Source organism: Mesorhizobium sp. USDA 3734 (genome assembly GCF_056279665.1).
The window spans coordinates 2420138-2433515 of record NZ_JBWCCW010000001.1; the positions used below are offsets into that span (position 1 = coordinate 2420138).

At 62.6% G+C, this 13378-nt stretch carries 13 protein-coding genes; 8 read left to right on the forward strand and 5 right to left on the reverse strand.

Annotation, left to right across the window (positions count from 1 at the left end):
• Positions 1-13 precede the first annotated feature (13 nt).
• Together ACZ89F_RS11525 and ACZ89F_RS11530 are read left to right on the forward strand one after the other, a co-directional pair.
• Positions 14-1246, forward strand: a complete 1233-nt coding sequence (locus ACZ89F_RS11525; protein WP_476091970.1) for a glycosyltransferase 87 family protein — start codon at positions 14-16, stop codon at positions 1244-1246.
• On the forward strand, positions 1243-2001 hold the full coding sequence (locus ACZ89F_RS11530; protein WP_476091972.1) for an FkbM family methyltransferase: 759 nt from the start codon (positions 1243-1245) through the stop codon (positions 1999-2001). The genes ACZ89F_RS11525 and ACZ89F_RS11530 overlap by 4 nt, the downstream gene beginning before the upstream one ends.
• A 28-nt stretch (positions 2002-2029) precedes the next feature.
• Here the strand turns inward: ACZ89F_RS11530 and ACZ89F_RS11535 are convergent, their stop codons facing one another.
• The gene (locus tag ACZ89F_RS11535; RefSeq protein WP_476091974.1) at positions 2030-2851 is read right to left on the reverse strand and encodes an AraC family transcriptional regulator; all 822 of its coding nucleotides are present in this window, start codon (positions 2849-2851) and stop codon (positions 2030-2032) included.
• Between the two features lie 205 nt (positions 2852-3056).
• Here ACZ89F_RS11535 and ACZ89F_RS11540 point away from each other — a divergent pair, with 205 nt between their 5' ends.
• The 5 genes from ACZ89F_RS11540 (at position 3057) to ACZ89F_RS11560 (ending at position 9033) form a co-directional block, all read left to right on the forward strand.
• Positions 3057-4061: a pyridoxamine 5'-phosphate oxidase family protein gene (locus tag ACZ89F_RS11540; RefSeq protein WP_476091976.1), complete on the forward strand. Its 1005-nt coding sequence runs from the start codon at positions 3057-3059 to the stop codon at positions 4059-4061.
• Between the two features lie 73 nt (positions 4062-4134).
• A complete protein-coding gene (locus tag ACZ89F_RS11545) occupies positions 4135-4884 on the forward strand; it encodes a siderophore-interacting protein (protein WP_476091978.1) in 750 nt (249 codons plus the stop codon).
• Between the two features lie 116 nt (positions 4885-5000).
• Entirely contained in the window at positions 5001-7562 is a 2562-nt protein-coding gene (locus ACZ89F_RS11550; protein ID WP_476091980.1) for a GcvT family protein, read from the forward strand.
• 95 nt (positions 7563-7657) lie between these two features.
• A complete protein-coding gene (locus ACZ89F_RS11555; protein WP_476091982.1) occupies positions 7658-8506 on the forward strand; it encodes a DUF1194 domain-containing protein in 849 nt (282 codons plus the stop codon).
• Between the two features lie 182 nt (positions 8507-8688).
• Complete coding sequence (locus tag ACZ89F_RS11560) at positions 8689-9033, forward strand: peptidase inhibitor family I36 protein (RefSeq protein ID WP_056596364.1); 345 nt, start codon at positions 8689-8691, stop codon at positions 9031-9033.
• A 77-nt stretch (positions 9034-9110) separates the two neighbouring features.
• On the opposite strand, the gene ACZ89F_RS11565 is transcribed toward ACZ89F_RS11560, so the two are convergent.
• The 3 genes from ACZ89F_RS11565 to ACZ89F_RS11575 form a co-directional block, all read right to left on the reverse strand.
• Complete coding sequence (locus tag ACZ89F_RS11565; protein WP_348271741.1) at positions 9111-10049, reverse strand: GlxA family transcriptional regulator; 939 nt, start codon at positions 10047-10049, stop codon at positions 9111-9113.
• A gap of 346 nt (positions 10050-10395) precedes the next feature.
• Entirely contained in the window at positions 10396-10530 is a 135-nt protein-coding gene (locus ACZ89F_RS11570; RefSeq protein WP_013531161.1) for a hypothetical protein, read from the reverse strand.
• A gap of 338 nt (positions 10531-10868) precedes the next feature.
• Positions 10869-11054 (reverse strand): hypothetical protein, encoded by a 186-nt coding sequence (locus ACZ89F_RS11575; protein WP_292638219.1) that lies wholly within the window; start codon positions 11052-11054, stop codon positions 10869-10871.
• Between the two features lie 223 nt (positions 11055-11277).
• On the opposite strand from ACZ89F_RS11575, the gene ACZ89F_RS11580 reads away from it, so the two are divergent.
• Positions 11278-12177, forward strand: coding sequence for a LysR substrate-binding domain-containing protein (locus ACZ89F_RS11580; RefSeq protein WP_127411553.1), 900 nt, complete (start codon positions 11278-11280; stop codon positions 12175-12177).
• Positions 12178-12211: 34 nt separating this feature from the next.
• Here the strand turns inward: ACZ89F_RS11580 and ACZ89F_RS11585 are convergent, their stop codons facing one another.
• A complete protein-coding gene (locus ACZ89F_RS11585; protein WP_476097266.1) occupies positions 12212-13165 on the reverse strand; it encodes an alpha/beta hydrolase in 954 nt (317 codons plus the stop codon).
• Positions 13166-13378 lie beyond the last annotated feature (213 nt).

The window sequence follows — 13378 nt, forward strand, 5'->3', positions numbered from 1 at the left end:
CCGAGCAAGAACCATGCTGACCAAGTCGCCCGCTGCGAAAAACCCACTCGACCGGCTCACCGAGACCGGCTTGGCGTGGGGTGAGGGGACCTATGCGCGGCTGGCAGCACCGATCGGCGCGGCGGCCTTCGCGCTCTACATCTTTTTTACAGCGTTCACCGCCTGGGTGTTGCCGGACGCCAACTGGGACATGCTGCCCTATCTCGCCATATCAGAGGAAGGCACTTATCCCGATGCCCAGGCCCTGCACGACTATGCCTACAACACCGTCAAATCAGGCGTTTCAGCTGGCGACTACAAGGCACTGACCGATGATGGCGGCGGCTTCCGCAGCCACATGACGGAGAATGCCGCCGATTTCCATTCGCTGCTCGGCATGTACCGGATCAAGTTCCTCTATGCCGAGATCCTGTCGACGATGAGCGCGGTGATGTCGCCGGTCGAGGCGATGCGCCTGGTCTCAGTGTTCTCGGTTCTGCTGTTTGGCGCGATCACGCTGCTGTGGCTGCGCTCCGAGGGGGCGCTGGCCTTGGCGCCTTTGGTCGGCGCGGTGCTGATCATGGCCGATTTCGGCGATGCGGCGCGCGCCTCGACGCCTGATCTGCTCACTTCAGCGCTGCTGCTCGGGGGGCTCTATGCCTATGTCCGCGGCCGCGAGGCGGCGACCGCGATCCTGCTCTCCCTCGCCTTCATGGTGCGGCCGGACAACATTGTTTTCCTTGCCATTTTCGCTGTGCTGCTGGTTGCGTTCCGGCAGAAGGCATGGGGCGCGCTGGCCGGTTTTGCCGCATCCTTCGTCGCCTATTTTGCCATCTCGCACTGGGCGCATCATCCTGGCTGGTGGCCGCATCTGTGGTTCTCCAGCATCGAGCAGCACTACAATATGGACGGGTTCGAACCGCCATTCTCGGTGGTCGCTTATCTCAGGGCCTTTGCAGCCTCACTGCTGCGCGCCGTCAGCCTGAACAGCTGGGTCGGCGTGTCGGTGCTGGCACTGGCCGGCTGGTTTGCTGCCGCCCGCGCCGGCTTCCGCCTCGATCGCCGCGCCGGCATCCTGTTTGCAGCACTGGTGCTTGGCGCGCTGGCGAAGTTCAGCGTCTTCCCGATCCACGACACGCGCATCTATTTCCCCCATCTGATCCCGCCATTCCTGCTGCTGGCGACGCCGTTCATGGCGCTGTGGGCAGCAGTGGGGCGTGGTCAGAATCGCGCCGCCTTGCCAATCATTCCCGGAGACAAGTCATGAGGTCGCTATCCAGCCTGGCGCGCATTGCCCTGTCGCTCGCTCTTCCGAAGGGCGTTCTCGATCGCGGTCCGTCGCTGCGCGGCACGAAGTTCCTGGCCAAGGCGGCGCTGAAGGCGCGCTTTGGCGGCGCCGGGCGACCGTTCCAGATGGTCAATGTCGGCGCTTGTGACGGGGCGCTGTTCGACGATGTCACGCCGTGGCTGCACCGCATAGCTGGGGCACGCGCCATGCTGGTCGAGCCGATCCCGTACAATCAGAAACGGCTGCGCGCCAACTACCCCGACACCAGCCGGTTCATCATCGAGCCGGTGGCGGTGACGAAGGCCAAGGGCACGATCACCGTCCACACCTTCGATGCCGCCGCGCTCGAGGCCGGCACGCTGCCCATCGAGTTCATCGGCTGCTCGTCGGTCACCGACACCAATTTGATGTCGGGCAAGAATGCCTGGGGCGAGGCCGACACCAACTTCAACAAGTTCGCACCGCATCTCAGGGACATCGAGGTGCCATCCGAGACCTTGCAGACGCTGCTCGACCGCAACGGCATCACCCATATCGACGCCTTCCTCGTCGATTGCGAGGGCGCCGACTGGATCGTCTTCGAACAGCTCGACCTCAAGCGCTACCGTCCCGGCATGATCAAGGTCGAGATCGGCGCGCTGCCGGCGGCCGAGATCGGCCAGGTCGTGGTCAAGCTGAAGACCTCAGGCTATCAGGTCGGCTTCCAGGCCGAGGACATCTGGGCCTTCGCCTGAGCTGACGGTCCAAGGCTATATCGTTGGTTCACGCGTCGTCCGCTGTTGCTGTTCCGCGCCGTTCGGCCATGTAGCGGCCCGGTGACGTGCCGAACGCCTTTCGGAACATCGTCACGAAGCTGCCCGCGCTTTCATAACCAAGGTCCAGCGCCACGCTCTGGATCGAAGCGCCGGCGGCCATCCATTGCAGTGCGAGCATGATCGTCAGTTGCTGGCGCCAGCGGCCGAAGCTCATTCCGGTCTCGCGCGCCAGAACGCGCGCAAACGTCCGCTCGCTGAGCCCGGCCCGCCTGGCCCAACTCTCCATCGTGCCGCGATCGGCGGGATCGGCCATCATCGCCTCGACGACACGGCGCAGCCGCTCGTCCCTCGGCATCGGCAGGTGCAGATGCTCGACCGGAGCCGCAGCGATCTCGTCAAGCAGCAGCGTGCCCAGGTGCGATTCCCGGCCACCTTCGGGATAGTCCAGGGGAAAGCTTGCTGCCCGGATCAGCAATTCGCGCAGCAACGGCGAGACGGACAGTGTACAGCAGGTGGCCGGTAACGCAGCCGCCACCGTTGGATTGATGAAGACGTTGTAACCCTCGATCGGCCCGGACGCCTTGATAGCGTGCACGGCACCACCGGGCATCCAGATCGCGCAGTGCGGCGGCACCAGCCACAGCCCGCTCTCCACCTCACATGTGAAGACGCCACGCAGTGTGAGCAGCAACTGGGCCTTGCGGTGCGCGTGATGGCCGAGCTCGATGACACCGGTCGCCAGCGTCAAGCCATAGACCACAACCGGCCGAGGCACATCGTCCGGATCGGGAAAATCGGCAGGTTTGGGATGCGCATCCAGAATAGGCATGTGGGTCCTTCAGTCTTCCACATTGGCAGGATCTCCAAACATTTTGTCATATTTGCCCGATGTCGCCAACCGCCCAAAGCCGTAGTGATTACCCTCGAACCCAGGGGAAATGCCAGTACGGAGCCCGTTAGGAGATCATGAAGGGTGGCAACGAGGTCGTGAACGTCGACAACCAGCGCGTCCCGCCCAAACGCGGAGTGTTGCAATGAACAAGCCGATCGATACCGCCGCCCTGTTGAAAGCGACCGTGGCCGCGACCCTGCCGCCGACGAACTTCAGGGTTGTCGGTCACCTCGACGAGGACGCGCTGCGCTGGATTGCGGCATCGCCGCTGGTGTTCGCCGCGTTTGGAGACAGTTCCGGGCTCAATGTCACCATTGGCGGTGGCGAGGCTGGTTTTGCCAGCGCCGATAGGTACGAACTTCGACTGCCGATCGCGCGGCTCGATGATCCGGCATTGGCGCAGCCTGGCCAGGGCTTCGGTTCGCTGTTCCTGCTGCCTTGCATCGGTGAGACGATGCGTGTCAACGGCACGGTGATGGAGGTTCGCGACGGCGAGATCCGCATTGCCGTTGAGGAATGCTATGGTCATTGCGGCAAGGCGTTGATCCGCGCCGAATACTGGGCGGCCCTGCTTGAGATGCTGGCGCCTCATGGCGTTTGCGCATTCGCCGCCGCCAGTCGCTTCATGGCGCTGGCGACCGTCGATGGGTGGGGCCGTGTCGAGCTCAGTCCAAAGGACGATCCGGCCGGCATGCTGGCGCGGATCGAGACCGGCGGGATTTGTTTCGACGACCGTCAGGGCGATCGTGTCACCGGCCACTTTCTTCCGCAGCCTCAGGTCGCTGCCATGCTGATGGTCCTGGGGTCGGCTGAGGTAACTCGTGTGTTGGGCAACGCCCGTATATCGGCCGATCAGGCGGTATGGGCACAATTCGTCTTCCAGGATGAGACGTCATCGCTGGTCGCCATCATCGAGGATACTGCCGTCAAGACCGGTGAGAGCCCGACGCTCCAGCGCCTCAACTTCTGGCCCGGCAAAGCGGCGGCCCACGGCATCGAGACGGCCAAGCCGTTCGCCGAGCACATCGCGTGCAATCGCGATAAAGGCCTTGGGGCCGAACTGGCGAGTGCGGCACTGTCGGTTTCCGGTGCTTCCGATCTTTTGAGGAAAGGATTGGAAACGGTCAGCAAGGGCTACTTCTATTGACGTCCAATCGGGGTCGGTCCCGCCGGCCCATGGTGCCGATATGCTGGCAAGACCTCTCCAACGGAGTGAAGCTTTGACCGATCCCGCCCACCGTTTCCAGGCCGCCACGCCCGCGCCCCAGCCAGGCTATGTCACGCGAACCTTGTTGCGCTGGCTGATGCGTCCCGCGCGCGTCGTCGCCGTGGAGGCTCTCTCGGAGCATTTCCGCCTGGTCGATCTTGAAGGCGAGGCACTCAAGGGTGTCGACTGGGCCGTTGGCCAGAAGCTCCAGATATCGATGGGTGCGGGCCTGACTGCCCGAACCTATACGCCGATGTCCTGGGACGCGGAGCGTGGCAAGACACGGCTGCACGCCTTCGCGCATGGCGATGGTCCCGGCAGCCGATGGGCAAGTGGCCTGCGCGAGGGCGACACTTGCCACTTCTTCGGTCCACGCCGCTCGCTCGATCTCTCCGGCCTTGGAGCGCCGCTGGTGCTGTTCGGGGATCAAACGTCTTTCGGCCTGGCGGCAGCACTCCGCGCCATGCCGGGGTTCAACGCGACCTGTATCTTCGAAGCGACTGACATCGCGGAATCCCGGTCGGTGCTGGATGCGATTGGCGTCGGCGACGCGAGCCTGATCGAACGCGTCACCGACAATGGGCATCTCACTGCGGTTGCCGCGAAGGTGTCTTCCCTGGCCGCCGGCGGCGCGCATTTCGTGCTGACGGGGAGGGCGCAGTCGATCCAGCATGTGAGCCGCCTGCTGAAGACGGATAGCGTCGGCTCGTCGCGCGTGAAAGCCAAGGCTTACTGGGCGCCGGGCAAGATCGGGCTGGACTGAGCCTGGCATTCTGCCGTCGGGTCGCTCGGCTTTTTGCCAATGTCGCAAACAGGCTTCATCAGGCCCATCGCTCCGCCCTATAGTCCGCCCGCTTTATCACTTTGGAGTCGCGGGCAATGGCAGAGTTTCCGAAAAAGGCGAAGGTCGTCATCGTCGGCCTGGGCGGTATTGTCGGCGCATCGATCGCCCATCATCTGATCGAACGCGGCTGGGATGATATCGTCGGCATCGACAAATCCGGCATCCCGACCGATATCGGCTCGACGGCGCACGCCTCCGACTTCTGCTACACGACCAGCCACGATTTCCTGTCCTGCTGGACGACGCTCTACTCCATCGATTTCTACGAGAAGATGGGCCATTACGCGCGCATCGGCGGTCTCGAGGTCGCGCGCGTCGGCGACGACAGCCGCATGGAGGAGATCAAGCGCAAGATCGCCTCGGCCAAGGCGTTTGGCACGCGCGCGCGGCTGATCGAACCGGCCGAGATCAAGGAAAAATTCCCGCTCATCGAAGAAGGAATAGTGCAGGGCGGCCTGTGGGATCCCGATGCCGGTCTCGTCATTCCGCGCTCGCAGACCGTCGCCGGCAAGCTGGTCGACCAGGCGGAAGCGTCGGGCAAGCTCAAATCCTTCGCCAACACGCCGGCCCGGTCGCTTGTCGTCAAGGACGGCCGCATCACCGGCGTGGTCACCGACCGCGGCACCATCGAGGCCGACTATGTCGTCGTCTGCGCCGGCATATGGGGCCGGCTGATCGCGGAAATGGTCGGCGAGGACCTGCCGGTCATGCCGATCGACCATCCGCTGACCTTCTTTGGCCCCTACAACGAGTTTGCCGGCACCGGCAAGGAGATCGGCTGGCCGCTGCTGCGCGACCAGGGCAACTCGGCCTATATGCGCGACACCGGCGATCCCAAGACCGCCGAGGGCGGGCAGATCGAATGGGGCTATTACGAAGAGACCAATCCGCGCCTTTGCCATCCGCGCGACCTGCTGGAGAAGGATCAGGCGCGTCTGTCGCCTTCGCAGCGCGACCTCGACATGGAACAGATCCTGGCGCCGCTCGAACGCGCCATGGAGCTGACACCGATCCTCGGCGAACTCGGCTACAACGAGAGCCATTCCTTCAACGGCCTGCTGCAGGTGACGGCCGACGGTGGCCCGTCCATGGGCGAAAGCCAGAAGGTGCGGGGCCTTTGGTATGCCGTCGCCATCTGGGTCAAGGACGGCCCCGGCATGGGCAAGCTCATCGCCGACTGGATGACCGACGGCCGCACCGCGATCGATCACCACGCCATCGACTATGCGCGCTTCTATCCGCACCAGACGAAGGAGCAGTTCATCTGGGATCGCTGCACCGAGACGGCGATGAAGGTCTACAATCCAGCGGTGCATCCGCGCGAGCCGTTCTCCAAGGCCCGCAACATCAGGCGATCGCCGTTCTGGGAGCGCGAGAAGGAGCTCGGTGGCTATTTCATGGAGCTGGGCGGCTGGGAGCGCGCCCATGGTTATGCCGCCAACGAGCACCTGCTGGAGAAATACGGCAACCGGGTGCCGGTGCGTGAGAACGAGTGGGACAACCGGCATTTCTGGCGGGTCTCGAATGCCGAACACCTCGCCATGAGCGAGGATTGCGGCATCGTCAACCTGTCGCATTTCGCTATGTACGACATCGAAGGTCCCGACCATGTCGCGCTGCTGGAATGGCTGTGCGCGGCCAAGATCGGCGGCGACAACAACATCGGCAAGGGCATCTACACCCACTTCCTCGACGAGGAAGGCATGGTGCGGGCCGACTTTACCGTCATCCGCATGCCCGACCGCTGTCGTCTGATCGACGGGGCGGACGCCGGTCCGCGCGACTTCCAGTACATGCGCCGCACGGCGCAGGACAAAGGTTTCGACGTTACGATCACCGACGTGACCGAGAAATATGTCACCATCGGCATTTGGGGTCCGAACGCCCGAGCGACCCTGCAGAAGGTGGTCGAAAATCCGGATGGGCTCTCTGTTGAGAATTTCCCGTTCGCGGCGATCAAGCCGGTCAGGATCGGCGGCAAGGACGTCACTGCTTTCCGCATCTCCTATGTCGGCGAGCAGGGCTGGGAGCTGCACATGCGCTACGAGGACGGCCTGGCCGTCTGGGACGCATTGCGCTCGACCGGCGTGATGCCCTTCGGCGTCGAGACCTATGCCAACACGCGCCGCATGGAGAAGAGCCTGCGCCTGCAGAACGCCGACCTTTTGACCGAGTACAATCTGCTCGAAGCGGATCTCGCCCGTCCGAAGGTCAAGGAGAACGACTTTTGCGGCAAGGCCAGGCATGTCGAGTTCCGCGCTCGCGAGCACCAGCCGGCGATGCTGTGCACGCTGGTGATGACCGAAAACGTCGATGCGAAAGGCGTTGCCCGCTATCCCGTGGGCATCATGCCGGTGATGGACCCGAAGACCGGCGAAACGCTGGTCGACGACCTCGGCCGCCGGTCCTTCACCACCTCGATGGCCTATGGGCCGACCATCGGCAAGAACATCGGTCTCGCCTATCTGCCATGGGCGTACGCCCAGGAAGGCCGCAAGCTCACCATTGAGTATTTCGGCGAGACATACCCGGTCGAAGTCGCCGCCGTCGGCTACAAGCCGCTCTATGATCCGGAGAATCTGAAGCCGCGCAGCTGATCGCCGGACAGGCGCAAAAGGTATGAAGGCAAAAGCCTGGCCATCGGCCGGGCTTTTCTCTTTTTAAACAGGCTGTTTTCGCTTACCCTTGCGGCATGTCTGCTTTTGCCTGCGCAAGACATTTCCTTTCAGGCTGCGCCGCGTTCGCGCTGACGCTCTGGCTGACGCCCTCGACCCAAGCGGACGAGCCCGTCGATGTCGAACTGGTGCTGGCCGTCGACGTTTCGCTGTCGATGTCTCCGGAGGAACTGGAGATTCAGCGCCACGGCTACGCAGCCGCCTTGACGCACGAGAATGTGCTGCAGGCCATTGCCGATGGCGCCCACGGCAAGATCGCCGTCACCTATGTCGAATGGGCCGGCACCACCTGGCAGCGCGTCATCGTGCCGTGGACGGTGATCGCCAGCCGCACCGATGCGGAGCGGGTGGTTGCACAATTGTCCGCCCAGCCGCCCAACAGCGCGCGGCGCACCTCTATCTCCGGTGCGCTCGAGTTCGGCTACGATCTGTTCGCCGAAAGCGGCTACCAGGGAACGAAGCGTGTCATCGATATTTCTGGCGACGGTCCCAACAACCAGGGCGCGCCGGTCAACCTCACCCGCGACGGGCTGATCAAGCAAGGCATCGTCATCAACGGCCTGCCGCTGATGACCCGAGGCGGTTTTTCCGGCGCCTACGACGTCAATAATCTCGATCGCTACTACAGCGACTGCGTCATCGGTGGTCCCGGAGCCTTCATGATCCCGGTCAACGACTGGACGCAGTTTCCCGAAGCCATCCGCCGCAAGCTGGTGCTGGAACTCGCTGGCCCGGCCTCGCCGCAATGGGCGGCGGAAGAAGCCGCGCATCCGCCAGTGGTGTTGGCGCAGGACAGGTCCGCCACCGACTGCCTGGTCGGTGAGAAAATGTGGCGCAACCGCAGCTGGATGTTCGACAGCCGCTAAAGCGCGTCACGTTTGAACGGATTCGGGCGACGCGCTTTAGCTCTTTGTTTTTCATGCATGTCGTTCTCCCAAACCGGGGCCACTTTTGGGCGACATGCATTAGGCGGCCGAAGCATTGGCAAAATGACCGGACCGCGCTATCCAGTCGGAGGGGGCCGCGGCAAAAACCGAGGAAACATCAGATGAAACGTCTAGCCATCCTGACTGCTGTCGCGTCCGTGCTTTTTGCCGACGTCGCCAGCGCCCAATACAATGACGAGCCCGCCTGCATGATGTTCGAGCACGCGAATTTTCGCGGGCGGTCCATCGGTATGGGACCTGACGATTCCGTAAACTTTCGCGGCGGCCAGTTCTGGAACGACCGTGTGTCGTCGGTGATCGTGCGCCGCGGCTGCACGCTCGTTGCCTATGAGGATTCTCGGATGGGGGGTCGTTCGATCGAGATCCGGCGCAGGATCCGCGATTTTGGTGGCAGCGACTGGAACGACCGCATCTCTTCGGCGGAGTGCTATTGCAACGACTACTGAGGTTGGATTTCAGGCGGCGTGGCGCTGCTGCCTGAGACTCTCATGACAATTCGCCTGTTGTCCGTGGATCTATCGGATCAGGCCGCCAGCAGCTGCTTGCGGTCGACGCGCTCCTGCTGCGGCGAGCGGGCGTAGAGTTCGCGGTAGCATTTGGAGAAATGCGAGGCCGAGACGAAGCCGCAGGCCACCGCCACCTCGACCACCGGCATCGACGACTGGATCAAGAGGTGCCTGGCGCGGTCGAGCCGGATTTCGAGGTAATAGCGAGCAGGGGAGCGGCCCATTTCGGTGCGGAACAGCCGCTCGATCTGACGGCGCGACAGGTCGACATGGTCGGCGATCTCGATCAGCGACAGCGGCTCGGACAAGTTTGCCTCCATCAGTTCGATGATGGTCAGCACTTTCGAGTTCTGGACGCCGAGGCGTGCGCGCAGCGGCAGGCGCTGGCGGTCGGTCGGGCTGCGCACGCGGTCGGTCAGCACCTGCTCGCAGACCCGGTTGACGAGATTTTCGTCGAAGTCGTCGCCGATCAGCTTCAGCATCATGTCGAGTGCGGCGGTGCCGCCGGCGCAGGTGTAGATGTTCTGGTCGATCTCGAAGAGGTCGGCAAAGACATTGGCCTTCGGGAACGCCTCGGAAAAGCCCGGCAGGTTCTCCCAGTGGATGGCGCAGCGCTTGTTGGACAACAGGCCGGCGGCGGCGAGGATATGCGCGCCGGTGCACAGGCCGCCGACGGCGACGCCGCGATTGTATTCCTCGCGCAGCCAGGCGAAGGCGGACTTGTTCTGGTAACGCTCGACATTGATGCCGCTGCAGACGATGGCCATGTTGGGCCGGTCGGGGCCTGCCATCTTCTTGCGTTCATCCTCCAGCGAGGTGTTGACCGCGCATTCGACCCCGTTCGAGGCACGCACAGGCTTGCCGTCGATGCTGGCAAGGCGCCAGCAATAGGCCTCGTAGCCGAGCATGCGGTTGGCCGAGCGCAACGGGTCGAGCGCGGTCGCAAAAGCGATCATGGTGAAGTCGGGAACAAGGAAGAATACAAACGATCGCTTGATCGGATGCTTTACGGCGTTCAAGGGAACCTCACACAGCCATGGCGCGAACAGGATGTCGCGAATAGCATAGCGACATCAGGAAAAACCATGTCTGTCAATCGGCTACGCCGCTACGACAAGATTAAATTTGCGACATGGGTCGCAAATGGGCAATCGGCATGCAGCGAGCCCCGGAAGTGGCACCAACTGTTCAAGCGAGAGGCAGCGTACGGCCTGCGGGCAGAACAAAAACGCCGCCTTGGCTGGAGCCAGGCGGCGTTACAGTTTTAAAGCAGCGGCAGGGATGCGCTGCCTCTAAAAATCTTCAGGCGACGAAGCCGAGGCGCGCCGCATTCATGGCGCCGGTCTGGCCGGGCATGGTGTTGGCGAGGCGCTGACGCTCGAGAGCGGTGGTCAGGTTCATTTCGCGGCGGGCAAAGAGGCGTGCAAAAAGCTTCATGATCATCTCCATTTGTTGCTCAGACGGGTCGCCTTCGCTTGATGGAGTGGGGCAGCTCGTTTGCTGGCGCTGATATAGGCTTGTGTAAGCAGAAACTAAATCGCAAAAGCGAAGCGCTTGATATGAAATGCGACATCGATTGCGACAAATTTGGACAAGGTGCCCGAAATTTGCGATTATTTACAAGGCATTAATTGGAAACGGGAGCTGCTATGCGGCTTTCTCATATGCGTCATGCGCTGGCGACATGGCTCCGAAAATCATTTGAGTACAAATAAAACGGAGAAGGCCTGCCGGGCGGGCTGCGCGGCAGGCCTTCAGCACTTGGTGCACACGATCTACTTTGCTCCAGCCCAGGATCCGACGCCATTGCGTGAATTGGTCTTGGTGTCGGAAGCCTCAGGCCAGCCGATATCCTTCTGCAGTTCGATCGGCAGGGAGCGGATGGCGCGTTCGGTCTGGTAGCGGGCGCGGGCCGCGCTGAATTCGGTCGCGATGCGACCAAGGGACGACAGGATAGACATTTCATTCTCCTTTGGTGCCGGGCAGGGATGCCAGGCAGCGTATTGGTTACCTCGGGTCTGTTTCAACTTCATTTCGTGTCGATTGCAGGTTTGTGTCGTGGTCGTTTCATGGCTGCTTATGGCAGCAGCCTGCTTCGACGGAGTTGACTATCCTCCCAATCTGATGTTCAATCAAACGAAATGGAATGATGCTTTGTATCAGAAAAATTGAAGGTCAGTTCCCATGAACGCCCCGCTCAATCATCCGCTGCCACTGCTCGATCTCGACGTTTTGCGCACTTTCGTGGCGATTGCCGAGACCGGCAGCTTCACCACCGCCGCCAATGCCGTGTTCCGCACGCCGTCGGCCGTTTCCATGCAGATCAAGAAGCTGGAGGACATTCTCGGCCGCTCGGTGTTCGCGCGCGACGCGCGCTCGGTGTCGCTGACCACCGACGGCGAAATGCTGCTCGGCTATGCCCGCCGGCTGCTGTCGATCAACCGCGAGGTGGTGTCGAAGTTCATCATTCCCGAGATTGTCGGCGTGGTGCGGCTTGGTTCGCCGGACGATTACGGCGAGCGCGTGCTGCCACATGTGCTGAAGCGTTTCGCGCAGTCGCACCCGTCGATCGCCGTTGACGTCACCATCGACCAGAGCAGCAATTTGCGCCGGCGCATGGACGACCGGGCGCTCGACATCACCCTCTTGACCAATTCCTACAAGACCAGCGCACTCGGTGCCGAGGTGCTGCTGACCGAGCCGATCGTCTGGGCCGGTGCCAAGGGCGGCTCAGCGCATCTGCGCGAGCCCTTGCCGGTGTCGCTGTGGGAAGAGGGCTGTGCCTGGCGCGCCGGAGCGCTCGATGCGCTTGGCCGCGAAGGCCGCAACTATCGCATCGCCTATATGAGCGCGCACACGGCCGGCCAGCGCGCCGCGATCATGTCCGATCTCGCCGTGGCACCGCTGCCGAAGTCGTTCCTGGGCAACGACATGGTCGAACTCTGCCCGAAGGACGGCATGCCCGACATCGGCACCTACAATCTGGCGATGGTGGTGGCGCCGGACGCCAGCGCGCCGGTCAAGGCGGTTGCCGACCACATCCGCGCGACCTTCGAAGTGTTCCGGGAAACCGGCAAGTTCTGATCCGCCGGCAGGGGCCGATCCTGAATAGAAAGCGCTACTCCGCCGCCTCGGCGGAGGGCGCTTCAAATATCGTTCTCGTGTCTTGCCTGATCGGCGAGGGGCTCTCGCTGAGAAACGCGACGATGTGCTGGCGGGCGCGGCGTGATTCCGGCATGTCGATCAACGGCCAGACGTGGAACATGCCTTCTTCATGGACGACATCGACCTCGACGCCGACGGCACGCGCCTTCTCGGCGAAGATCAGATTGTCGGGGGTCAGAAGATCGCGCGAGCCGGTCAACAGCAGCGTTTTCGGCAGCACCGACAGATCGCCGTAGAGCGGGCTGATGTGCCAGTCGCTGCGGTCGATGCCGGCGCTGTACATCCGGATCGCTTCCAGGCCGCCGGGAATGCCGAGCCACGGGTCATTGCGTTCGGCCTCGAAGAGTTTTGGGTTCGAAAGCGACATATCGAGACCGGGTGAAATCAGCACATGGCGCGATGGCGGCGGCAAGGCCTCTTCGGCAGCCATCATGGTCAGCACCACGGCCATGTTGCCACCGGCGGAATCGCCCATGAACACGATGTCTTCGGCCTCCGTCTCGTCGAGCATCTGGCGGTAGACGTCGCCAACCATGCCGAACATGGCGTGGAAATCGTGTTCGGGGGCGATTGGATAGATCGGCACGGTGATGCCGTAGCCGAGCCGATCCGCCATGTCGGCGATCAGATGCCAATGATAGGGCGTGATTTCAAAGACATAGGCGCCGCCGTGCAGATACAGAATCCGCTTCTGCTCGCCGGTCCTGGGGGCAATTTCGTAGACGGGGAAGCCATCGACCGTATGCATCTCGATGCCGAGACGCTGGTGCAGCGAGGCAGGGGGCTGGTGGTTCTCGGTCTTGCGCGCGGCCGCGATCCAGCGCTGCAGGTTCTCCGGGCTGGCAAATGCCTGCTTGCGGCTGTGCCGCAGGACGAAGGACACGACGTGGCTTTTCAAACTTGGCATGCGGATACACGAACTTCGGCCAAAGCCGACTAAGAGAACCCCACTATCTCCGAAGATCGTGCCGTGGCTGAAAATGTCAAGATTTACGCTGTGTCTACACGGTGGTGTGATCCGCGCCGCAGTGCTCAGCGACGCGGCAAGAGTGCCGCACGCAGCCGGTTGCTGGTGGTCGCCGGGGACATGCGAGATCCCCGGCGTCTGCCGAGCAATTTG